This window comes from Arenibacter palladensis (assembly GCF_900129275.1).
Classification (GTDB): Bacteria; Bacteroidota; Bacteroidia; order Flavobacteriales; family Flavobacteriaceae; genus Arenibacter; species Arenibacter palladensis.
Genome location: NZ_FQUX01000014.1, coordinates 1 through 24,132 on the forward strand (window position 1 = coordinate 1; position 24,132 = coordinate 24,132).

General features: G+C 38.8%; 15 protein-coding genes and 1 tRNA gene. 4 read left to right on the forward strand and 12 right to left on the reverse strand.

All coding sequences use genetic code 11. From position 1 onward, the window contains the following. The 4 genes from BUA60_RS22120 to BUA60_RS22135 form a co-directional block, all read right to left on the reverse strand. Window positions 1-486, reverse strand: a 486-nt coding sequence (locus tag BUA60_RS22120; RefSeq protein WP_317043227.1) for a DUF2231 domain-containing protein, incomplete at its 3' end; no start/stop codon positions are given. Window positions 487-990: 504 nt separating this feature from the next. Continuing rightward, the gene (locus BUA60_RS22125) at window positions 991-2,049 is read right to left on the reverse strand and encodes an FG-GAP repeat domain-containing protein (RefSeq protein ID WP_218587959.1); all 1,059 of its coding nucleotides are present in this window, start codon (window positions 2,047-2,049) and stop codon (window positions 991-993) included. A 505-nt stretch (window positions 2,050-2,554) separates the two neighbouring features. After that, on the reverse strand, window positions 2,555-5,533 hold the full coding sequence (locus BUA60_RS22130; RefSeq protein ID WP_072865662.1) for a PVC-type heme-binding CxxCH protein: 2,979 nt from the start codon (window positions 5,531-5,533) through the stop codon (window positions 2,555-2,557). Then, window positions 5,530-6,465 carry an SGNH/GDSL hydrolase family protein gene (locus BUA60_RS22135; protein ID WP_084532726.1) on the reverse strand — a complete coding sequence of 312 codons (936 nt, stop codon included), beginning with the start codon at window positions 6,463-6,465 and terminating at the stop codon, window positions 5,530-5,532. Before BUA60_RS22135 ends, BUA60_RS22130 begins: the two co-directional genes overlap by 4 nt. Window positions 6,466-7,245: 780 nt before the next feature. Between BUA60_RS22135 and BUA60_RS22140 the strand changes: the two genes are divergently transcribed. After that, window positions 7,246-8,922: a M1 family aminopeptidase gene (locus BUA60_RS22140; protein WP_072865666.1), complete on the forward strand. Its 1,677-nt coding sequence runs from the start codon at window positions 7,246-7,248 to the stop codon at window positions 8,920-8,922. 485 nt (window positions 8,923-9,407) lie between these two features. Beyond that, complete coding sequence (gene pckA / locus BUA60_RS22145) at window positions 9,408-11,027, forward strand: phosphoenolpyruvate carboxykinase (ATP) (RefSeq protein WP_072865668.1); 1,620 nt, start codon at window positions 9,408-9,410, stop codon at window positions 11,025-11,027. Between the two features lie 269 nt (window positions 11,028-11,296). Here pckA and BUA60_RS22150 read toward each other — a convergent pair whose 3' ends face one another. The 8 genes from BUA60_RS22150 to BUA60_RS22185 form a co-directional block, all read right to left on the reverse strand. Next, window positions 11,297-11,491, reverse strand: a complete 195-nt coding sequence (locus BUA60_RS22150; protein ID WP_072865670.1) for an N-acetylmuramoyl-L-alanine amidase — start codon at window positions 11,489-11,491, stop codon at window positions 11,297-11,299. A 261-nt stretch (window positions 11,492-11,752) separates the two neighbouring features. Further along, window positions 11,753-11,827, reverse strand: a tRNA-Val gene (locus tag BUA60_RS22155). A gap of 116 nt (window positions 11,828-11,943) precedes the next feature. Further along, window positions 11,944-13,155: a bifunctional folylpolyglutamate synthase/dihydrofolate synthase gene (locus BUA60_RS22160; protein ID WP_072865672.1), complete on the reverse strand. Its 1,212-nt coding sequence runs from the start codon at window positions 13,153-13,155 to the stop codon at window positions 11,944-11,946. A 125-nt stretch (window positions 13,156-13,280) separates the two neighbouring features. Then, window positions 13,281-14,180 (reverse strand): energy transducer TonB, encoded by a 900-nt coding sequence (locus BUA60_RS22165; RefSeq protein ID WP_072865674.1) that lies wholly within the window; start codon window positions 14,178-14,180, stop codon window positions 13,281-13,283. Next, the gene (locus BUA60_RS22170) at window positions 14,180-14,566 is read right to left on the reverse strand and encodes an ExbD/TolR family protein (protein ID WP_031445231.1); all 387 of its coding nucleotides are present in this window, start codon (window positions 14,564-14,566) and stop codon (window positions 14,180-14,182) included. The genes BUA60_RS22165 and BUA60_RS22170 overlap by 1 nt, the downstream gene beginning before the upstream one ends. A gap of 10 nt (window positions 14,567-14,576) precedes the next feature. Continuing rightward, a complete protein-coding gene (locus BUA60_RS22175) occupies window positions 14,577-15,269 on the reverse strand; it encodes a MotA/TolQ/ExbB proton channel family protein (RefSeq protein WP_072865676.1) in 693 nt (230 codons plus the stop codon). Window positions 15,270-15,318: 49 nt separating this feature from the next. Then, window positions 15,319-16,683, reverse strand: coding sequence for a sodium:proton antiporter NhaD (nhaD, locus tag BUA60_RS22180; protein WP_072865678.1), 1,365 nt, complete (start codon window positions 16,681-16,683; stop codon window positions 15,319-15,321). A 12-nt stretch (window positions 16,684-16,695) separates the two neighbouring features. Next, on the reverse strand, window positions 16,696-17,922 hold the full coding sequence (locus BUA60_RS22185) for a Glu/Leu/Phe/Val dehydrogenase dimerization domain-containing protein (RefSeq protein ID WP_072865680.1): 1,227 nt from the start codon (window positions 17,920-17,922) through the stop codon (window positions 16,696-16,698). Between the two features lie 238 nt (window positions 17,923-18,160). On the opposite strand from BUA60_RS22185, the gene BUA60_RS22190 reads away from it, so the two are divergent. Further along, entirely contained in the window at window positions 18,161-19,303 is a 1,143-nt protein-coding gene (locus tag BUA60_RS22190) for an acyl-CoA dehydrogenase (RefSeq protein ID WP_072865682.1), read from the forward strand. 317 nt (window positions 19,304-19,620) lie between these two features. After that, on the forward strand, window positions 19,621-24,129 hold the full coding sequence (gltB, locus tag BUA60_RS22195; protein ID WP_072865684.1) for a glutamate synthase large subunit: 4,509 nt from the start codon (window positions 19,621-19,623) through the stop codon (window positions 24,127-24,129). The last annotated feature ends 3 nt before the right edge of the window (window positions 24,130-24,132 follow it).

Sequence of the window (24,132 nt, forward strand, 5' to 3'; positions counted from 1 at the left end):
CAGTGCAACCGATTTACTATTGTCGTAGGTATTGTTATTGCCCGGTAAAATGCTCGTCAAATAGTCTTCGCCGTGGGTTAGGTTTGCCCCCAAATGTCCTGCAATGGTCAGTACTACGACCGTTATAAAAAGTCCGAATCTATATACACGGTAATCCGGCAATTTTTTGTTTACCACATTCCTTAACAACAAGGCTGTTATTACGCCTAGGACAGCTGTTGCTATCCCCGTATATTGGTGGTAGTTCACCAGATCCCCGGTAAAGTCATCGTAATTACGAAGCAACCATCCCATTAAAGCAGCTACTGCAGCAGTCGCGGCCCCTATACACACCATCCAATAAATACCATCCCTTAATCCTTGACGCTTTCCTCCAATTGTGAACAGCTCAAAAATAAAGGTAACGACCAACAATCCTATTGGGAAATGTACTAGTAAAGGATGTAACCTGCCTAGAAATTGAAATATCCAATTAAAATCTTCCATTTTAATGTTAATTATATAAGATTATAATCCATTTTCATCTACGCTTTTCACAATTTGGTTAGGGTTGGTTCAAATCAAAACTCATAGACATCTTAATTACTAACTTTTTTGATTATATAATTACTTATGCTTTTATCAATATAAATCCGTTTACAATTTAGAATGTAGCAATACACCCATAAAGAGTCCAAACCTATGATCATAAATATGAATAGTTCCCATTGGATTATTCCACTCAGCACCAACCTAAAAAATCTGTCCATGCAATAATCAAAATCTAACCGGAAACACTACTAATTATTTAACAATTAAGGATTTACAATTATGATTGCTGAAAATAAAACAAATAATTATTGGACGAACAATGTTGGGTAATATAGTATATGCAAAAGCTAATAAGTTATTCGAATACATAAGGCTAAGAAATGCACCTCCTGGACTGCATAAAATTGTGTTGGCTAAACGAAATGACTTACTATCGTCAACTTTTCAATTGATAATTCCTTATAATAGTTTATTATAGAAAATGTAAAGACCGTCCTTACCTGCCACGATAATATCCTTTCTTCCGGATCCCGTCAAATCATATAGTTCAAAATATATTCCAGTTCCCTTACCTTCGCCAAAGATTCCGTAACTAATTACCTCTTTACTAAAGCTTTCCCCATTCCATTTATAATAATAGATTCCAACCAAATCCTTCCCACCAGGATCTGTTCCATTGTGGGACCTGTAACGTTTCCCCGTTATAAGTTCTCCTTCACCATCTCCGTCCAAATCTGTCCATTCCAGGGTATGGAATTGAGAATTATAAGGATCAATGGAGTGCTTTGTCCAACTCCTGCCATTTGTTGTACCGTCTACTTTTTGTTCATACCAATCCAAACCATAGTCATGAGCCTGACCTACAATGAGGTCGTTTAGACCATCTTTATTTACATCCACTACAAGAATTGGAATACTAGCAGTCCCGAAATCGAAATCAGGATGAAAATCCCAGGCATCTTTAAAAGGTTTCATCGGAGCTTTCAACCATCCATTGTGGACGATAAGATCGCCCCTTCCATCTCCATTAACATCACCAAAACCCAGCCCATGGCCGTTCTTTCCTGAAATTCTATGGGCCGTAAATTTTCCAGAACCCCTATCTTCTCCCACTTTGATTAAACGATAAATTACTAAGGAATCTTTGGGAGTATTGGGGATAATTTCCAATGTTCCATCCCCATCAATATCCCATGATCTAGTAGTCTCTATACTCCCTGTTATGGCTATTTGATGCTCTGGCCATTTCTCTTCGCTGCCAGGGTTTTCTTTCCAAATCAACTGCTTGCCAAACCAACCTCCCGAAATAATATCCGTTCGGCCATCTCCATTAACATCTAATGGTATGGTAGAAAAATCATCCCAATATTCCCCATAGCGCTTGGGAGAATTTACAGAGTGACGGTCAGTATAATCAGGACCTTCGTACCAAAATGCACCAGAAACAATGTCCGGTATTTTATCATTGTTAACGTCAAACACACCAACCGATTCAAAGCTTTCGGAGGCTATTTTCATTTTGACAAACCTTATTGGCCTATCAGGAATATTATTTTTCTCAATTTTTGATTGTGCCCAGCAAAAATTACATACTGTAATCAAGACCAAGAATAGGAAACTAGTTTTATTAAACCTTTCATTGTATCCGATTGGAATTGGTTGAGAGCATATCAATTTATTTTGGATATGTTTTAATTCGTTATGGAATATTTGTTCAATCATAAGGTCCGCATTTTGAATTAATAGATATGTGATTTTAGTGAATTTTGTATTTAAATTAATTTTCTTAGACATGACCATTTGAATAACTGAAGCAACTAATGACTCAGTATTATTAGCCTAGGTCATTCTAGCTTAAATACAGGAAATTAGAGCAGAGGTGTTACTGAACCTATGGATGAAAAAGTCCAAGTTAATCGCAAGTTAAGACCTGGCCTAGGACAAGAAATTAATGCCAATATAATTGACATTGCTTTATTTTCTAATAGTCATTTTTATTCAGTTATTATAGAGTCTTATCCAATTAATGGTTTTTTCCTAGTACGGTGAGATACTTTAGGAGATCAATAAAATCTCCCTCATTTAAGGAATTTGTCAGCCCAGCTGGCATCATTGAAACTTTACTTGCTTCTCGAGATTCAATTAATTTTTTTTGCAAGGAAACTTCTGTTCCTGAAGAAGTTTTAATTTTGATGATGTTCGTGTCTTCATAAACGATTGCGCCTGTATAAAAGTCCCCATTTTTAGTTGTGATTGCAGTAGATTTAAAACCTTCTTTTATTTTTTTGCTTGGTTCAATCAATGACTCAATGATGTAGTCTGCAGGAGCACTAGCACCAATACTTCCTAGATCCGGTCCAACATCACTAGAGCCCACACCTTTGACCTTATGGCATGCGACACAGGCAATCTGTGGTCTTAGATACACTTCCTTGCCTTTCCTTGCGTCACCATCCTTTAATTTTCTCAAGATATCCTGAATACTTAAGCCATAATTAGACACAACAGAGGTAGATTCTATTGAGCCCGCTTCGGCTAAAGCAGCCATTAATTCTCCTACTCCCTCACGTCCTGATGCTTGAACAAAACGAGACGCCAGTGTAGCGGTTTCAGCGGATATTGTTTTTCCTTCCAATGCTGAACTTAAGGCTGTAAGCGCCCCTTCTTTCTTTATGATTGTCTTAATTAAATAATCTATAGTTTCTTCGTCAAGTTCTTTACCCAATAGATGAACTATTGCTTTTACCCCCTCATCCAAGTCAACATGAACCAACGCAACTACTGCCAACTTGGTAGTCCCAATGGTACGATCTTCACCAATAATCTTGACAAAAAAGTCACGAATGTCGCCAGTTTTAAACATCGTCAAAGCTTGAGCAGCACTTTCTTGGACAGCATAGCTTGTAGTTGGTTTGCTAAGTTTTTGTTTTAAAAAATCGATAAATTCTGCGTTTTTCCAATAACCTGCAAGAGCACAGGCGGTGACTTGGACATCTTCGTCACCATATGCAAAAAGGTTTTGAAGCGCCTCGGCCTTATTCCTAATAGGAAAAACCCCTCTATTTTTGGCTGCAATTAGTAGACTAATGGCCGCATCACTTTGGTGAGGATGGTATTTTACACTAGCAATTTCCGTAAGAAAATTTAACTGCTTAGGATTACCAATTTTTCCAATTAAAGATAAGATGCTTGCATCCGGACTTTTGCTATTCCTATAAAAATCAATTAACGGCTGAATCACCTTCTGGTCTTCTGTTGATTTAAGTGCAAAAATCAATGCACCTTCACCTGTCTTGGTATCAAAGTCTCCTTTTAAAAAGGAAGGAAGCCAATATTTTGATAATATACGACTGGTTTCACGTAATGCAAACGAGTAGTATTGATCCATATTCCGATTGTGGGCAAGTAGGGCAGTTTTAAAAGCCTCAACTGTCCTGAATTTGCTCAGCGCAATAATTGCCTCACGCCGGACACTGGTATCCAAGTCTTGAACCGCAGTTTTAAGTAAAACTAGTGCATCGGGAACTTTCTCGTTCCAATAATAAAGGACCCTAACAGCAGCTGATCGAGCACTTGCATTTTTCGATTTCAATACAGATTTAAGCAAGTCTATGTCCATTAAGTTTAGAGTCTGCACTGTCCAGAGCGCTTCGAGCCGATGATGATCATATTTAGGTTCCTGGGAATCGAGGTTCAGTACCCACTTGTCCAATGCATTAGTTACCTGTTTTACTTCTTTTGTTTTCAAAGTTTGTTTTGCAAGTAGCCTCACCCAGTTTTCCTCCGCCTTTAGCAGGTCTAGCAATTCAGGAATGCTAAGCTTATTATAGTCGGGCTTTTGAAGTAAAGGCCTTCCTTTTGCAGTAATTCGCCAGACGCGACCATTCACGTGATCTCTCCGCTGATCCCGAAAATCAACTTCTCCATGTTGAATAATGGGACTATACCAGTCAGCCAGGTACAGAGCTCCATCAGGGCCCATTGTTACATCTACAGGACGAAAGGATATGTGCTTTGACTTTAAAAAAGTAGGCTCCAGTTTTGCTTTGTAAGAACTTCCATTGGCTTCAATGGAGTAACGATCTGTTATGTGCGCACGGAAATCGTTGGTAATGACATTGCCGGTCCATGATGAAGGAAAGTGTTTCCCGCTAATAATTTCAATACCACAGGCTTTGGGACTATTTGGGGTAAGGGATGGTACAGATTGGGATTCGCCAGGAGAAGTTACAACAACGGAATTAGGGAAACTATGTCCAAAACCCGTACCAGCCCCATCTGCCTCGAAAGTCTGACCCCAATAATTGAATGCATGCCCCCAAGGATTAATATACCCCTTTGTGAAGATTTCCAAACGCCTTGTTTCAGGATCATAGGTCCAGAGACCAGAACCCTTGAGATGACGAGGCCCATAGGCAGTTTCTACGTGCGAAGAAACATAAAAACCTTGCTGCATGTAAATCTTTCCTCCAGGTCCCCAACCAAGTCTATGAAGAGTATGGTGCGTATCTTCAGTTCCAAATCCAGTTAGCAAGACTTCCGATTTGTCAGCTTTCCCATCACCATTGGTATCACTAAGATGAATTAGCTTGTCACTACTTGCCACATAGGCCCCACCTTCGTTATCTGGCAGTATTCCGTTGGGCATAATTAACTTATCATAAAAAATAATAGATTTATCTGCCACCCCATCCTTATCCGTGTCTTCAAGTATTACAATCCGGTCGCTGGGCTCCTCATTTACGTTTAACTGAGGATACAAATGGCTCCCACAAACCCAGAGCCTACCCTCGTTGTCGAAATTAATTTGGGTAGGTTTTTCAATCATAGGACTGGCCGTATAAAGACTTATTTCGAACCCTTCAGCGATAGAAAAAGAGGCTTGCTCTTTTTTCAAATCCGGTTTCGGTATATCACGCAGGTCATTTTGTGCTTGTAGGGTTTGGATCAATAGACCGATGCAGATAAACAAATATGATGTTCCTTTAATATTATTAATCATAATTTCTCAAGTAAGGATGTAATTGCAAATTCCTGTTTTACAATAAATGGCTCGATCTGTGCAGGTTCTTCCTGTGCAATGCGTTGTTCATGTTTACGAAGTCCGTAGACATATGCATCATTCTGAGGTCGCCAACGGTGAAAGAAAAGCGTGTTCTTTTTGATAATAGCATTACGGATATCATCGGCTTTTTTAGAGTCAATTTTTATCACTAGTTGGGGAAATATTAATGCTTCTGCAATTAAATCCCCAGCTTTGCGATATCCCTCCGAGGATAGATGTATACCGTTCGTAGTGTATTTATTCTCTTTGCTGAAAGGAGTAAATAGATCAATGAAACGGTACTCCCCTTTAAAGGCTACCTCTTCGGTGATTTCTACATACTTTTTAAGCGCCTTATTTCTTGATTCTATATGCTCTGCAGGAATACCAAAACCTTTTTCCATTGGTATCGCAGAAACAAGAATAAGTTCAGGGCAATGCTGACCAAGCATTTCTAATAGGCGATTTAGGCCCTTACGATAAGCTTCAATGCCAGCGTCATCATCAAAGGATTCATTAAAACCATACGCGATAAATATTTTGTCCGGTTTAAGGTCGGTTATTTGTTCGGTCAACATACCGAATCCTTCTTCAGGGCTTCCAAATTTTTGACCATCACGCGCCCTTGAGCGTGCGTGTGCGTAAACGTTATCACCGCTCCAGCCAATGTTGCGGAAAGTGATATTTTTATTAGGAAAACTAAGGGAGAATGTCGTTTCAATTTCTCCGTATGCAACAGCATTTTCAAAGAAAGCATTCCCCAAAAAGACAACTTTTTCATTTTGATTAAACACTAGTGATCTCTGTGCTGGCGACGTTTTAGAAGTACAGGAAGATAATTGAAGAACTAGCACTAGTATTAACATTACATGGTAGCAAATTATTCTCATATTGTATAATCTAGATTCATTAACTTAAAGCTAAATGGTTATAAAACTTAAATTATTTTCAAGGTTGGTTTTTTCTTCAGTGATTGGAAATAAATTATTTTCAAAACGTTCTTGCCGGCTTATTAACTTACAAAATATTCTGTATTATACATTTTATATGGTCATTCATAAATCGTAAAAAACAGAAATTATAACTCCCACCAAATAAAGTTATAATCGTTTAATATCAACAGTTTAAAAGTTTGCTTCTCGAAATTTAGAAAAATAAATGTCAGAGTAAGGCATATAAGGCAATATAGTATTGACAATAGGTAATATGTTATGCGAACTACCCATAAGTCAACCTTTTACGACCAACAATTAGAGCTTCCATGAATTTCACAAAAGAACTCAAAATTCATTTGGATAAGCAATCTAAATTTACTTAAATAACAAAACTAATTTTACCTTCTTGTTGCCAGACCATTACCCAGAACTGATATTATAGACAAGTTTTTCCAGTTATATTCTAATTGTCTGTTATGATATCCAGACCAAAAGTATCCTTTCCTAAAAAAGACCAATCAAGTTATACAACTCTACTATTACAAAGTCCAATTCACTGGTTATTACACATTTTAGCAAAAATTAATACAATATTACCACATATAGTAACAGACCTTGTTTATTGATTTATTTGTTATCAAATTTGATCCAATAGTTCACCAATTCCATTATATTTTTAATAAAAGCATGATAAAATCTTTTACGTCCGTACATAAATTTTTAATTGATTGATTTATGAAAACCTTCACCTTAATTATCTGTTTCATTGTAGGCTTCCAAACCTTCTCTCAACACGATGCCCTATCTTACACACGTATGGATTCATTAAGGGGCACAATAACCCCCGAAAGGGAATGGTGGGATATTTTGCATTACGATATAAGCATAAGACCCGATTATGACAAAAAGTACATTTCAGGAAGTAATTTGATCACTTATAAGGTAATCCAAGAAGACCACCCTCCCGTAATGCAAATTGACCTAAAAGAACCCATGAAGATAGATAGCATAATCTATGACGGTCTTAAAAGGCTTGAATACTTGAGGGAAGGAAGTGTATTTTATATAAAAACAGAAGAACAGTCCATTAATACAGAGCATGTAGTAACAATATTTTTTAGTGGAAATCCCCATGTTGCAATAAGACCACCATGGGATGGTGGATGGACCTTTACAAAGGATGAAAAAGGCCGACCATGGATGACAGTAACATGCCAAGGCCTAGGTGCTTCCATATGGTACCCGAACAAGGATCACCAGAGTGATGAACCTGATAATGGAGCCTCCTTAACCATGACAGTTCCAAAGGATCTTGTTGCTGTTGCCAACGGAAAGTTGATCGAAACAAAAAAAAACAATGATAATACCATTTCATATAAATGGGCTGTGGAAAACCCAATAAGCAATTATACCCTCATTCCAAACATAGGTCATTACGTTAATTTCAAAGAAAACTATTTGGGATTAAAAGGAGATTTGGAGATTAATTATTGGGTACTGGACTATAATTTGGAAAAAGCCAAAAACTATATGCCAAGAGAAGTTCATAATATGCTCGATAGCTTTGAGTATTGGTTTGGCCCCTACCCTTTTTATGAAGACGGATACAAATTAATTGAAACAGATAACACCGGAATGGAACACCAGTCGGCAGTGACCTACGGCAATAAATACAGACCTGGATATAGGGGCCGGGATGGCTCAGGAACCGGATTAGGCCTAACATGGGATTTTATTATTATCCATGAAAGTGGACATGAGTGGTTCGGAAACAATATTACTAGCAATGACCTTGCCGATATGTACATTCACGAGAGTTTTACCAATTATAGTGAAACATTATTTGTAGATTATATTTATGGAGAAGAGGCAGGCAATGACTATAATTTTGGTACAAGAAAGAGTATCAAGAATGACAAACCCATAATTGCACCTTATGGCGTAAATGCTCAAGGTAGTGGAGATATGTATGTAAAAGGGGGAAATATGTTACATACTATAAGACACAGTATGGACGATGATAAATTGTTCCGAAATATTCTTAATGGACTAAATTTGACATTTCACAACAAAACTGTTGACGGTAGGCAAATCCAAGACTATATTTCACAGAAAGCCGAATATGATTATACTAAGGTTTTTTATCAATATCTGAATACTACGCATATTCCTGAATTACATTTATATGTCGACGGCCCAAATAACAAAATCCATTATAAGTGGGGTCGTGCCGTCGCTGGGTTCAATCTACCATTATCCTTAAAAGGGGAAGATCAGTCCATTAGAATTACACCCAGTGATGAATGGCAAAGTATAGAGATCAATCCAAAACAACAATATTTATTCAACCCTTCAAGAATAGAAAAGATGTATTTATTAAATGTACAATTGGTGGATTCCATTAATCAATAGCTTTTAGAAAATCCGACCAATTATATGATCCTCGCCGACTCTAATAACTATGGAATAAATGCGGGCTTTATATACAATTGATTCGCGTATAAAGGAGAGCCATTCAGTAATTTGTTGTACCGTTCTAAAAACCATCCACTTTGCCAACTATCTTTAAAAAAAAATGTTACCGTTACACTATTGAATGTTAACGGACTTAATGATAGTACTACAGTAATATTAACTTTCTGAGAGGATATATTAAAGACATACGGTTTACGCCTTAAGTATATAATTATAGTTTCAGCAATAGTAGGAATAGAAACTAGAAAAATTGGGAGGGGCCCACACACTGTCTTGCAACCGTCAACCAGGTTTGGGAATATAAACTGGTATAAACTAATCATTTCATTCTTTTAGAAAAATGAATTGATCACTAAGTGTATTGGCTTTGACAAAGTATTTACTGCAATTAATAAAAACAAAGACTATTTAAAATTTAATATATGAATACATTGAATATTAAAAACAAAGAAACTTCCTTGAGGAACTATGGAATTATAAATGACAACATTTTTTATCAGTTACATCCAGACCAACTACATCAAATAACATTGGAAAAGGGTTTAGGTGTAGAAACTTCTAATAGGACTTTGGCGGTAAATACAGGAGAATTCACAGGAAGGTCACCTAAGGATAGATTTATAGTAAAGGATGAGACAACTAAGGATAGAATATGGTGGGGTTCAATAAATATTCCATTCGAAACAGAAAAATTCGACAAACTCTATAATAAAGTTATCGATTATCTGAATAATGTCAATGAAGTCTATGTAAGGGATTGTTATGCCTGTTCTCACGAAGATTACAGAACTAATATACGTGTGATAAGCGAGTATCCATGGTCTAATATGTTTGCGTTCAATATGTTTATTGTTCCAAATGAAAACGAAATACAAAACTTCAAACCAGAATGGACTGTCATTAATGCACCAGGGTTTATGGCGAATGCTGAACTTGATGGGACACGTCAGCATAATTTTGCCATTTTAAATTTCACTAAAAAAGTGGTGCTTATTGGCGGGACGGGATATACTGGGGAAATCAAAAAAGGGATTTTTTCTGCTTTGAATTTTATACTGCCAGTTGAAAAAAATACCTTACCAATGCATTGCTCCGCTAATGTAGGCAATGCTGGTGATACTGCAATATTCTTTGGATTATCAGGGACAGGAAAAACTACTTTGTCAACGGATCCAAATAGAAAGCTAATTGGCGACGACGAACATGGATGGACCAAAGATAATTCAGTTTTTAATTTTGAGGGAGGATGTTATGCCAAAGTTATTAATCTTTCAAAGGAGAATGAACCTGAGATCTATGGAGCCATTAAAAAAGGTGCACTTTTGGAAAATGTAATTCTGAATAACGATCGATCCGTAAACTTTGGGGACACTTCCATCACACAAAATACTAGAGTAAGTTATCCCATTCAGCATATAGAAAATATAATGCAGCCTTCCATAGGTAAAAATGTTAAAAACATATTCTTCCTTACAGCAGATGCATTCGGTGTCTTGCCTCCAATATCAAAACTAACACCAAGTCAGGCAGCATATCATTTCATTTCCGGATATACGGCAAAAGTTGCAGGAACTGAGGCAGGTGTAGTTGAACCTGAACCATCTTTTTCAGCTTGTTTTGGTGCTCCATTTATGCCCTTACATCCAGCAGAATACGGTAAAATGTTAAGTCAGAAAATGATAGAAACAGGTGTAAACGTTTGGTTGGTTAATACAGGGTGGACAGGTGGTCCTTACGGCATAGGAACTAGGATGAAACTAAAATATACCCGTGCAATGATTAATGCTGCTCTAAACGGTGAGCTCGGATTATATAGTTATGATAAATATCACATTCATTCTGTCTTTGGTGTTGTACAACCTAGGGAATGCCCTGGAGTTCCATCAAGTATTCTTAGCCCTAGAACTAATTGGAATAATGACAATGCATATTATAGAGCAGCCTTTAAGCTATCCAATGCTTTTAGGGAGAATTTTAAAAAATTCGAAGCACATGCGTCTGAAGAAATCAGAAGAGGCGGGCCACAACGATTTGCTGATTAGGGTAATTCTAAACCAGCTTAAAGCGGAACGTTGAAAGTTCTTAATCATTGGCTACAAACAACAGAAGAACACAACAAAAAGCACTTGTGATTATATATGCAAAACAGCTCTTAGATAAAATAATATATTCTAAAAATACAATAAAGTTATATTGACCTAAAACAAGTGTTATAGATATACTTGCTTGTACCTTACTGTACGGATGTGACGATTGAATCATTGAATTAAAATTCCATTATGACTAGTCGACGGATCGTGGTAAGGCCAACCTAGGTCTTTATGACTAGAAATGTATTCTCATATTTAAATACCGCACTTAAAATAACCAATGCATATGCTCTTATACTCGAAACCTTATCAGAATGCTCTGCCTTCTCCCAATTCGATAAAAACCCTACTTCCAGTAACACCGACGGACAAACGTATTGCGTTTCCCGTAGCACCTGAAAATTGGCATATTTCATTCAACTGATTTATCTAGTAGTCGCAACCCAAAAACAAAACACAACTATAATTTGTGACCCCCTGCTTTTTGAATTGGCAATCAGTTAGAGACGTAAACATCTATAAATATAATTCACTGAATATAAGTTATTTACAAAACAACCAACTAAGTATTGGACCGCTCAAATTCTATTAATTTGAAAAAAAGTGAGCCTAAAATGGGCCATTTTTATAAACCAAAAAAGGCTCCCAATTTCTTGGAAGCCTTATCTTTGTTACCGTGGGCCCTACTGGGTTCGAACCAGTGACCCCCTGCTTGTAAGGCAGGTGCTCTGAACCAGCTGAGCTAAGAGCCCTAATTAATCAGTATTTAATTCGCTTCTTGATTTCTCCAGAAGCACGCCTGTCTTTCGGTAGGCGGGTGCAAATATAGAATAGTTTTTACTTTCCCCAAAGGAAAAAATAAAAAAAATTACACAATTTCGGCTACAACAAAAGTACTCCCCCCAACAAACACAAAATCAGATTTTTTCGCAACCCTCAATGCAGATTTAAGCGCTTCATTTACAGAAGGATAAGAATCCCCCTCCAAACCATATTCCATTGCCCGAGTTTTAAGGGCCAGTTCATCCAAACCTCTCTGAATGTTAGGCCTACAAAAATAATAATGGGCGTGTTTTGGAAAAAGAGGTAAAATCTGTTCCAAATTCTTGTCTTTTACAAATCCAATGACCAAATGAAGATAGGTGTATTCCTGTTGCTTCAATTGACTTAAAACAATGGATAACCCTTCAGTATTATGGGCCGTATCACAAACAACTGTTGGATTTTCACCAATATATTGCCATCTACCCAACAAGCCCGTATTGTCAGAGACATTCAATAAGCCATCCACAATATGCTTGTCCCCTATGTTAAACCCCTTTAATTCCTTAATGGCAGCAACAACCCCCTTAACGTTTTTGGCCTGATAGCTCCCTAACAAGGAGGTTTTATAGATTCCAGGGATTACCTCCCCTGCAAAGATTATTTTAGAGCCTCTTTCCCTTGCTATATTGTTAAAAACCGCTGCTGTCTCTTCCTGAAGCTCGCTTATCACTACTGGTACTCCCGGCTTAATAATACCTGCCTTCTCAAACGCTATTTTGGCAATGGTATCGCCCAACATCTCCACATGATCATAGCCAATATTGGTGATCAAGGACACCTCGGGGATAATTATATTGGTAGAATCCAATCGGCCTCCCAGTCCAACCTCCACAATAGCGATATCAATTTTTTCCTTTTCAAAGTACTTAAAGGCCATTCCCACTGTCATTTCGAAAAACGAAAGGTCGTGTGCCTCAAAAAATAATTTATTATTCTTTATAAAATCGACCACGAATTTTTTACCGACCGGTTTTCCATTAATCCTGATCCGCTCCCTAAAATCCTTTAAGTGGGGTGAAGTGTACAAACCCACTCTATAACCGGCCTCTTGCAAAATAGAGGCCAACATATGACTACTGGACCCTTTTCCGTTGGTCCCCGCCACATGAATACTTTTAAATTTACGTTCTGGATGACCTAAATATGCCGAGAGGGCCTGTATATTGTCCAATTTACCCTTAAACGCAGAAATCCCCTTTTGCTGGTACATGGGAAGTTGTGCAAACATCCATTCCAAAGTTTCCTGATAGGTCATTTAAAGTCGTCTGTTGAAGTTAGAACTTAATGCCGTTGCAATACCTTCTATTAATCTAATTAAAAAAGTAAATGAAAATGTAAAATTACTGCAGGAAAATTGCATTTGGGCAATGAAGGAAAACTTTATTCCCCCAATTTAAAATTCACCACCACAAAACCAACTTGTTGGCTAGGGGCATTGGAATCCAAATTCCATCGATGCATAAAAGCAGTTTTCTTTGCGGGTTCCATTAGGCAGGGATGGGTATTGGTAGTTCCCTTTTGCCCAGGTTCAGCACTAACCACCTTTCCATTTCGATCAACGGTAATTCTGACTACTACCCTACCTTCTTCGTTGCATTCTTGTTGTACCTTGCCCTTGTTTACTAAAGACCGTCCATTGAGGCCGTAACCCCCAGTTCCACTACCCGAACCTGGACTTCCGTAATAACTTGTTGCATAGGGATCCCCATCTGGCTGGCCTTTATCTCCGGCCTTGTTATCATCTCCTTCTCCCCCGGATGCCGTTCCTTCGGATTTATTTATTCCTCCGATCAGCTCATCCAATTTATTCTTTTTCGCCTGTTGCTCCCTTCTAACCTTTTCTTCGGCCTCTTTCTTTTCCCGAGCAATGCGTTCCGCCTCGGCCTGTGCTTTTTTGGCCGCTTCGTCCGCCTTGCGTTTAGCTTCTTGCTGTTGTTTTATTTTTATGGATTCTTCACTTTCCTGGGTAAGTAATTTTTCGGCAGGTTTCTCCTTGGCAACCTTTTCTTCCGGCACCTCTTCTACGACTTCTTCCACTTTCTCCTCCTGCACCTTGGGTTCATTAATAGGAGTGTTGAGGGGTTCGGATTTAATCTTTTCTTTTGGCTGTACCCTGCCGCTACCAAAATCGGTTGTTCCGAAGTTTACCGAAATACCGTTTTCTATTGGAGGGTCCATATAAGTGAGTCCAATATAAAAAAGCAATAGCAATAGTACACTCAACAGAATTGTGGTAAGTGTAAATGATTTTTTCTCGTGTCTCGTGTTAAGTAATGACATTAATTTGGTCGCACTGCCAAAATAACCTTGTAATTATTTCTATTGGCAATATCCATTACGTTCACCGCCTCTTTGATGGCAACGCTCTCTTCTGCCCTAAGAATAATTGTAGGTTTCTCCTGCCCTTTTAGTGCCTTTTTTAATTCAATTTCTATATACTGTCCGTTAATCTTCTCGTTGTTTACAAAGTATTCCAAATTCTTATTGATACTTACCGATACGTTTTGGGTATTGGTAGATTTTCCTTTTGCTTTAGGCAACAACAAATCCAACGCATTGGGCGAATTTGCAGTTAGCATAAAAAAGATAAGCAATAGGAACACTATGTCCGTCATAGAGGACATGCTAAAATCTGGACTAACCTTATTTCTACCTTTTAGTTTCATTTGTTATGTTCTAAAGAGGTTCGTTCAATAAATCCAAAAATTCCACCGCATTGGCTTCCATTTTATGCACTACCTTATCCGTCCTGTTTACCAAATGGTTGTATCCTATATATGCTATAATACCTACAATAAGTCCGGCTACGGTAGTGGTCATTGCCGTATAAATACCAGAGGCCAAGGACCCCATTTCTGCCTGTCCGCCACTGGTTGCCATTTGATGGAATGCCAAAATCATACCAATTACGGTTCCTAAAAACCCTATCATGGGTGCCGCTCCTGCAACGGTGGCCAATACACTTACATTTTTTTCCAATTTATACACTTCCAGGGTACCGGCATTTTCTATAGCCGTATTGATATCATCCAATGGCTTCCCAATTCTGGATATTCCCTTTTCCGTTAACCTTGCTACTGGCGAATCTGTCTGTGCACACAATATTTTGGCCGCATCCAATTTGCCATTGGTAACATGGTCCCGTATCTGGTTCATAAAATTGCTATCTATTTTTGATGCAGCCTTTATCGCAAAAATCCGTTCAAAATAAATATACAGTGCCACAAAGAGCATTACAAACAAAACACTTATGATCAAGATACTTCCCGTTCCTCCATTTACTATTAAATCTATTACAGAAAGTGTCTTTTCCTCGGACACAACTCCCTCTAATCCCGCCTCTTGAGCCAGGTCTTGTATCAATAACATATATTTTCTTTATTTAAGTTGCCTTAATAACGGTCTTTTGTCGATTAAATTATCCGTTCAACACTAAATTTCTAATTAAAATAAATCCTATGGCACCAGCAGCAAAACCTAGGAATGCCAACCATGCTATTTTCTTCAAATACCAGAAGAAGTCTATTTTTTCCATTCCCATGGCCACAACACCTGCTGCAGAACCAATAATCAACATACTACCACCTGTTCCTGCAGAGTATGCAATAAAATGCCAAACTGGATCATCCATTCCTACGGAAAACATTCCAATACTAGCTGCTACAAGCGGCACATTATCTATTACCGCCGACCCAACACCAAGGAAAAGCACCACCAAATCCGATACCAATTCACCAGGAGATTCTGTTCCCAACATCGGCATCACCTCATCCAAAGTTCCAGCAAAATGGAACAACATCCCTAAAGATTCCAAAGCTGCCACAGCCATTAAAATACCCAAAAAGAAAAGAATACTTGGCAATTCAATTTTGGAAAGGGATTTATGCACAGGGCTGTGATGCGATTCCGCCTCACTTTCACCATCTATGTTGGAAATACTGAATTTGGAACTACTATATACTTCTGCAAATGTAGCTACCAAAGCCAAAGAAAGCATCATACCAACGTAAGGTGGTAAATGGGTAATGGTTTTGAAAAAAGGAACAAATATAATAGCCCCTAACCCTAAATAAAGCATGGTTGCACCGTACTTGGACTTCGTTGGTTCCTCTTCATCCATATCGGTATCAATATTCCCTGAGAATGCCTTATATCTACTAGCAATAAAGGTAGGAACCACCATACAAATTATAGAAGGCAAAAGAACGTGTTCTATCAATTGGGCCGCAGATACCTTATTGGCAATCCACAACATGGTAGTGGTAACATCCCCAATTGGAGACCAGGCACCACCAGCATTGGCTGCAATAATTATCATACCTGCAAACCAAAGTCTTGTTTCCCTATCGTTGATCACCTTCTGTAGAATGGTAATCAAAACGATGGTAGCGGTTAGGTTATCAATAATGGCCGAAAGTATAAAGGCCAATATGGAGAACAACCATAATAATTTTCTTTTACTCCTGGTTTTTATAAAACCTTTTATGGTCGCAAAACCATCGAAGTAATCAATTATTTCCACAATGGTCATGGCACCCAAGAGGAAGACCAATATTTCTGCCGTTTTTCCGAGATGATGCAGCAAAATCTCATCTATATGGGTCGCCTCCAACTCCCGGAGCTCGGCATTGACCTCAAAAACCGGCATATGCGCCAGAGCAATAACCGCCCACAACAGAGCCATCATAGCCAAAGCGGGGATTAATTTGTCTATTTTCAGGTTATGCTCCAATGTTATTGCCAAGTAACCGGCAACGAATAAAATAATAATAATGGTCTCCATGCTATTATTGGTTTAGATTAATTGTTTTAACGCAATCTCAAATCCGGTTTTACTGAGATTGACTTTTGATTTATTTTGGTCAAATATATTTAAAATTGCGTTTCTAATGGTATTAGATGTGTCATTAAAAATAAGTTCGTCATCCATTGCCACCCTCCCCTCCATAAAATAGGCAAAGACCCGCGCCATTCCACAGTTGGATATAAAATCGGGAATTAGACTAATACGTTCGTCCGTATACTCCATTATTGGACCAAAAAATATCTCTTTATCAGCAAAGGGCACATTGGCTCCGCAGCTAATCACTTGTAACCCGGCATGGATCATTTTGGATATCTGTTCCTTAGTCACCAATCTGGATGCTGCGCAGGGAACAAAAATTTCGGCGGGCAGGTTCCATATTCTATCGTTCATTTCAGCAAATGGAATAATATTATCCGCAAAAAGCTCATTTCCCTTTTTATTCAGAAAGAATGTTCTAATCTCTTCCAAAGTATACCCGTTCTCATTAATAACCCCTCCGGCCCTATCTATTATCCCGACCACTTTCGCGCCCATTTTGGCCAAATAAAAGGCCGCTGCGGAACCTACATTTCCAAAACCCTGCACAATGGCCCTTTTATCCTTTACCGAACCACCGTGTATGTCATAATAATGTTTAACCGCTTCCGCTACTCCAAAACCGGTTATCATATCCGCAACCGTAAATTTCCTGGCCACCGATGGCGAGTAGTCTTCCCCCTCCAACACCTTAACAACTCCCAATCTTAATTGACCTATCCTATTGATCTTGTCCGCTTCGGTTGGTTTAAAATGACCGTTAAAAACACCCTCTTGCGGATGCCAAACCCCAGCGTCTTCAGTAATGGGGATAACCTCATGAATCTCATCAACATTTAAATCCCCTCCCGTACCGTAATAACTTTTCAACAATGGCGCCACAGCATGGTACCACCTTTTAAGTACCCCGGATTTTCTAGGATCGTTTGGATCAAAATTAATTCCGGATTTTGCTCCTCCAATCGGAGGCCCCGAAACCGTAAATTTCACCTCCATCGTTTTGGCCAAGGACAATACCTCGTTCATATCCAATCCGTCCCTCATTCTAGTACCGCCACCAGCGGCCCCTCCACGAAGGGAATTTATCACCGTCCACCCTTCTGCTTCCGTTTCCGGATCTTTCCAGTTAAAAACAATTTCAGGTGCCTTATTTTCGTATATTTTTAATAACTCTTTCATTGCACTTCACAATTAATTCATTGATTTCATTTGCTAACAAGGGAACATTTCCCATGCTTTGGTTTAATTTCCCAGACTAGCTAATGTTGTCTCATAATTGTTAAGTTCTTTTTCAGCAAAAAGTATACAACCGAACAAATATAAAAATATAGATTAGGTTTTAATGTTTTTATTCCCCATTATTATTCCATTCTATACTCGTATATTTGTATCATTCTCATATTTTTTTTCTACACAAATGGATTTTACACTTTCGGAAGAACAGTTGATGATACAGAAGGCAGCAAGGGATTTTGCCCAGAATGAATTGCTACCCGGAGTCATAGAAAGGGATGACGCCCAGAAATTCCCGGCAGAGCAAGTAAAGAAAATGAGCGAACTGGGATTTATGGGAATGATGGTAGACCCCAAGTACGGAGGAAGTGGCCTGGACACCATATCTTATGCCCTGGTTATGGAAGAACTTTCCAAGGTTGACGCCTCGGCTTCGGTAATTGTATCTGTCAACAATTCTTTGGTTTGCTGGGGACTGGAAACTTTTGGCAGTGAAGCACAGAAAGAAAAATATTTAACCCGCTTGTCCACAGGACAATGTATTGGGGCGTTCTGCCTTTCAGAACCTGAAGCTGGCAGTGACGCCACATCCCAAAAAACCACTGCTGTTGACCATGGTGACCACTATGTATTAAATGGCACCAAAAACTGGATAACCAACGGAAATTCAGCTGAAATATATTTGGTAATTGCCCAGACCGATATTGCAAAAGGACATAAAGGAATAAATGCCCTAATTGTAGAAAAGGGCATGCCAGGTTTCGAAATAGGCCCTAAGGAAAATAAATTGGGCATCAGGGGAAGTGATACACATTCACTAATCTTTAATGATGTAAAAGTACCCAAAGAAAACAGAATTGGCGAAGATGGATTTGGTTTTAAATTTGCCATGAAGACACTGGCCGGAGGACGAATAGGAATAGCGGCACAGGCATTGGGAATTGCTGCCGGGGCATATGAACTGGCCAAAAAATACTCTAAGGAAAGAAAGGCTTTTGGCACGGAAATCAGCAACCATCAGGCCATAGCCTTTAAGCTTGCAGATATGCACACCCAAATTGAAGCAGCAAGACATATGGTCTATAAAGCGGCATGGGACAAGGACCAAGGCAATAGCTATGACCTTTCAAGTGCCATGGCAAAACTTTATGCTTCCCAAGTAGCCATGGACACCACTATAGAAGCGGTACAAATTCATGGCGGCAATGGCTTTGTAAAGGACTACCATGTGGAAAGAATGATGCGGGACGCCAAGATAACCCAGATCTATGAAGGCACTTCAGAAATTCAGAAAATTGTAATTTCGCGAAGTATTTTAAGAGAATAATAATGATTATACCAACTTACCCCTTATTTTTGTAGGGTAGACACCAGATAAATTAAAAAAAATAAATAACCACCCCCAATCTAGATGGGGCAATTAACCAAAAACAATTAATTACACATTATTAACCCCCTATTATTAGGAAAAAAATCAATATATAAACCTTAATATTGAGGATATCCCAATTTAATGGGCTCAAATATCATAATATGCATTTTTTTTAACGTTGAATTATAAACGTTGAATTTCTTTCGCACTATTTAATATTGCACTGCATTAAATGTAAATATTTTGATATTTTTGAATAAATATGATATTTTATGAAGCTGAGAAAACAAGGATTGTACCTACCGGAATTTGAACATGATAACTGTGGCGCAGGATTTATTTGTAGTCTAAAAGGAAAAAAGTCGAATGATATTATTCACAAGGCTTTGGAAATATTAGAAAGGCTGGAGCACAGGGGAGCTGTAAGTTCGGATGGAAAAACTGGAGATGGTGCTGGAATCCTAATAGATATTCCACATGATTTTTTTCAGGACGTATGCAACTTTGAGCTTCCTGAACCAGGTAGTTATGCCGTTGGCAATGTCTTTTTACCTCAAAAAGAAAACCAACGCGACTACTGTATCAAGGTTTTTGAAAACAACATTAAAAAACAAGGTTTAAAGTTATTGGGATGGAGGGAAGTTCCCGTGAACAAATCCATACCCGGAAGAATAGCTGCAGAGACCGAGCCTTTCGTGAAGCAAGTATTTGTTGCCCGAGAGAATGACGAACAGGATTTCTTCCATTTCAACTTAAAATTATTCATAGCCAGAAAGGTTACCGAACATACTATCAACGCTTCCAAATTGTCTGAAAGCAAGTTTTTCTATGTTCCAAGTCTTTCTACCAAAATTATAATCTTCAAAGGGCTTTTGATGCCGGAAGATATTAGCCTATATTATAAGGACCTTATGGATCCAAGGGTAGTCACCCGATTGGCCCTTGTACATCAACGATTTTCCACCAATACCTTCCCAACTTGGGATTTGGCCCAGCCTTTCCGCTATATGTGCCATAACGGGGAAATAAATACCCTAAGAGGCAATGTTACCAGAATGCGCTCCAGGGAGGAGTTAATGAAAAGTGATTGGTTCGGGGACGAAATAAAAAATATTATCCCTATAATACTTCCAGGGAAGTCGGATTCCGCTACCATGGACATGGTTGTTGAACTATTGTTAATGACAGGAAGATCACTCCCAGAAGTTATGATGATCTTGGTACCTGAGGCTTGGGAAAAGAACAATGAAATGTCCGAAGCAAAAAAGGCATTTTATGAGTACCACTCCTGTTTAATGGAACCATGGGACGGGCCTGCATCCATTCCTTTTACAGACGGAAACTATATTGGAGCCGTATTGGACAGAAATGGATTGCGTCCATCGCGATATTCCGTAACAAAGGATGGTTATGTTATTATGTCGTCTGAGGTGGGGGTCGTAGAAATTGAGCCCGAAAATATTGAAATGCACGGAAGACTGGAACCAGGTAAAATGTTCTTGGTAAACATGGAAGAAGGGCGCATTGTCAATGACGAAGAAATTAAGGAAGAGATTGCATTAAGGTATCCGTACAAGGAATGGTTGAACAAGAATTTGGTTCACCTTAAAGATATCCCATACAACGACTGTCCACTTTTCTTAAATGAGGCATCCGTACAAAAGAGAAAAGCGGTATTTGGATATACCTTGGAAGATATAAATACCATTATACTTCCTATGGGAAAAACGGCCAAAGAACCTTTGGGATCCATGGGGTCGGATACCCCAATCGCCATTTTATCCGATCGTCCACAATTGATTTACAACTACTTTAAGCAATTGTTCGCCCAGGTTACCAACCCACCCTTGGATGGTATTCGCGAAGAGCTAATAACAGATATTAGCCTAACCCTGGGAAGTGATCATAATATCTTTGAATTTTCCGAGCTTCATTGCCGAAAATTAAAAATTAAAAATCCAGTTATTTCCAAGGAAGATCTGGACAAAATAAAGAACTATGACGCAAGTCCAGATTACAAGGTAGTTTCCATTTCGATGCTATATGACATAGAAAAGGGACACAACGGACTTGAAGATGCTTTGGAATCGCTTTTACTACAAGCAGAACACGCTATTGATGAAGGTGCCAATATCATTATTTTATCGGATAGAAACGTTAGTAAGGAAAAAGCTCCCATTCCGGCCTTGTTGGCATGTTCATTTGTAAACAGCGGACTTCAAAGATTGGGCAAACGTTCCAAATTAAGTGTAATTATAGAATCTGCCGAACCTAGGGAAGTACATCATTTTGCCTTATTATTTGGATTTGGGGCAAGTGCTATCAACCCTTATCTGGTTAACGAAATTATTGCGGAACAAATTGAAGAGCACGATATCACAGAATATACTTTTGAAGAAGCCATTAACAACTACAACAAAGCTGTTGGCAAGGGTATACTTAAAGTGATGAACAAAATTGGAATCTCCACCCTAAATTCATACCGTGGATCCCAATTGTTCGAATGTATTGGAATAAACACCTCCACCGTAGACAAATACTTCCCAAATACCCCTACTAGAATACAGGGCATTGGACTATATGAAATAGAGAAGGAAATTGCAAAGCGTCATCAAAGAGCTTACCTTGATAAGGATATAGCAGCAAATTTAGACTTGGAAATCGGCGGACAATATCGCTGGAGAAGGGATGGTGAAAAACACCTTTTCAATCCTTTAAGTATTGCCATGCTACAAAAATCGGTTAGAAATAACGAACCGGAATCCTATAAGGAATTTGCCCAAATGGTGAACGAGCAATCCAAGGACTTGATGACTATACGAGGTCTTTTTGAATTCTCCAATTACGACCCTATTCCTTTGGATGAAGTGGAACCATGGACAGAAATAGTAAAACGCTTTAAAACAGGCGCAATGTCTTATGGATCCATTAGCAAGGAAGCCCATGAAAATTTGGCTATCGCCATGAACAGGATCGGCGGAAAGAGTAATTCTGGCGAAGGCGGGGAGGATGCAGAGCGTTTTTACAAGAACCAAACCGGGGATTGGAAAAACAGTGCCATCAAACAAGTTGCTTCCGGTAGATTTGGGGTTACTTCCAATTATTTGACCAATGCTAAAGAAATACAGATAAAAATGGCCCAAGGGGCCAAACCAGGTGAAGGTGGACAATTGCCGGGACCAAAAGTAAATCCGTCCATTGCCAAAACCAGAAATTCCACACCATATGTGGGATTGATTTCTCCACCGCCACATCATGATATATATTCAATAGAAGATTTATCCCAATTGATTTTCGATTTAAAATCTGCAAATCGAGAGGCAAGGATCAACGTTAAATTAGTTTCCGAAGTAGGAGTGGGTACAGTAGCAGCTGGTGTTTCCAAGGCAAAGGCTGACGTTGTCCTTATTTCTGGCCATGACGGTGGTACAGGAGCTTCCCCTTTAACATCCTTAAAACACGCCGGACTTCCATGGGAACTGGGAATTGCCGAGGCACAACAAACCTTGGTACTGAACGACCTAAGGAACAGGATAGTCCTAGAATGTGACGGCCAGTTGAAAACAGGAAGGGATGTAGCAATAGCGTGTTTGTTGGGAGCAGAAGAGTTTGGATTTGCTACAGCACCATTGGTAGCCTCAGGGTGTATCATGATGCGGGTATGTCATTTAAACACTTGCCCAGTAGGTATTGCGACCCAAAATCCTGAACTGCGCAAGAAGTTTGAAGGCAAGCCGGAGCACGTTGTCAACTATATGTACTTTGTAGCCCAAGAACTTAGGGAAATAATGGCCCAATTAGGGTTTAGGACTATTAATGAGATGGTTGGGCAAGTACAAAAACTGGACCGTAAAAAAGCTTTGGAACATTACAAGGCGGCAGGTATAGACCTTACACCAATCTTATATCAGGTTGATGTGCCAAAGGGAACCAAATTCTACAATACCCAAAAGCAGCAACACGATGTTGACAAGTCTATTGAGTTTGAAATTTTGGAAAAAGCACATCCAGCATTGTTCAGAAAAGAAAAAATCTCATTGGATTTTCCTATCCACAATACCGATAGGGCCGTTGGAGCAATTACCAGTAATGAAATTTCAAAGATCTATGGTGTAGATGGTTTACCTGAAAATACCTTAAAACTTAATTTCACTGGTTCGGCAGGACAAAGTTTTGGTGCATTTGCAACCAAAGGCCTCACCATGATCGTTAATGGAAACACCAACGATTATTTAGGAAAAGGTCTTTCTGGAGCCAAGTTAATCATAAAGGTACCTTACAAGTCCACTTTAAAACCAGAGGAAAACGTAATTACCGGAAACGTTACACTTTATGGTGCAACCTCGGGTGAAGCCTATATAAACGGAAAAGCAGGTGAACGATTCTGCGTTAGAAATTCAGGAGCACAGGCTGTCGTAGAGGGTATTGGAGACCACGGTTGCGAGTATATGACCGGTGGTACGGCGGTTATCCTTGGTGAGGTAGGACGAAATTTTGGAGCTGGAATGAGTGGAGGTATTGCCTACATCTTTGATGAGAAAAATACCTTTAGAAAAAATTGCAATACCGAGTCTTTAAACCTTTTAAAAGTAGAGGACGATAATGATATTGCCGAATTGAAAGGTCTTATAGAAAACCACTATAATGCTACACTTAGCCCAATAGCCCAAAGAATCCTGGAAAATTGGGAAGAATGCCTTCCCAAATTTGTTAGGGTTTTCCCTGAAGAATACAAGCAGGCATTGATACGATTAGAAAAAGAAAAATTAGAAACGATATAATCG

Bases quoted from the DNA above. Each gene is read 5' to 3' on its own strand.
- BUA60_RS22125 (WP_218587959.1), bottom strand. From the start codon at position 2,049: ATGAAAATAGCCTCCGAAAGCTTTGAATCGGTTGGTGTGTTTGACGTT.
- BUA60_RS22130 (WP_072865662.1), bottom strand. From the start codon at position 5,533: ATGATTAATAATATTAAAGGAACATCATATTTGTTTATCTGCATCGGT.
- BUA60_RS22135 (WP_084532726.1), bottom strand. From the start codon at position 6,465: ATGAGAATAATTTGCTACCATGTAATGTTAATACTAGTGCTAGTTCTT.
- BUA60_RS22140 (WP_072865666.1), top strand. From the start codon at position 7,246: ATGAAAACCTTCACCTTAATTATCTGTTTCATTGTAGGCTTCCAAACC.
- pckA (WP_072865668.1), top strand. From the start codon at position 9,408: ATGAATACATTGAATATTAAAAACAAAGAAACTTCCTTGAGGAACTAT.
- BUA60_RS22150 (WP_072865670.1), bottom strand. From the start codon at position 11,491: ATGAAATATGCCAATTTTCAGGTGCTACGGGAAACGCAATACGTTTGT.
- BUA60_RS22160 (WP_072865672.1), bottom strand. From the start codon at position 13,155: ATGACCTATCAGGAAACTTTGGAATGGATGTTTGCACAACTTCCCATG.
- BUA60_RS22165 (WP_072865674.1), bottom strand. From the start codon at position 14,180: ATGTCATTACTTAACACGAGACACGAGAAAAAATCATTTACACTTACC.
- BUA60_RS22170 (WP_031445231.1), bottom strand. From the start codon at position 14,566: ATGAAACTAAAAGGTAGAAATAAGGTTAGTCCAGATTTTAGCATGTCC.
- BUA60_RS22175 (WP_072865676.1), bottom strand. From the start codon at position 15,269: ATGTTATTGATACAAGACCTGGCTCAAGAGGCGGGATTAGAGGGAGTT.
- nhaD (WP_072865678.1), bottom strand. From the start codon at position 16,683: ATGGAGACCATTATTATTATTTTATTCGTTGCCGGTTACTTGGCAATA.
- BUA60_RS22185 (WP_072865680.1), bottom strand. From the start codon at position 17,922: ATGAAAGAGTTATTAAAAATATACGAAAATAAGGCACCTGAAATTGTT.
- BUA60_RS22190 (WP_072865682.1), top strand. From the start codon at position 18,161: ATGGATTTTACACTTTCGGAAGAACAGTTGATGATACAGAAGGCAGCA.
- gltB (WP_072865684.1), top strand. From the start codon at position 19,621: ATGAAGCTGAGAAAACAAGGATTGTACCTACCGGAATTTGAACATGAT.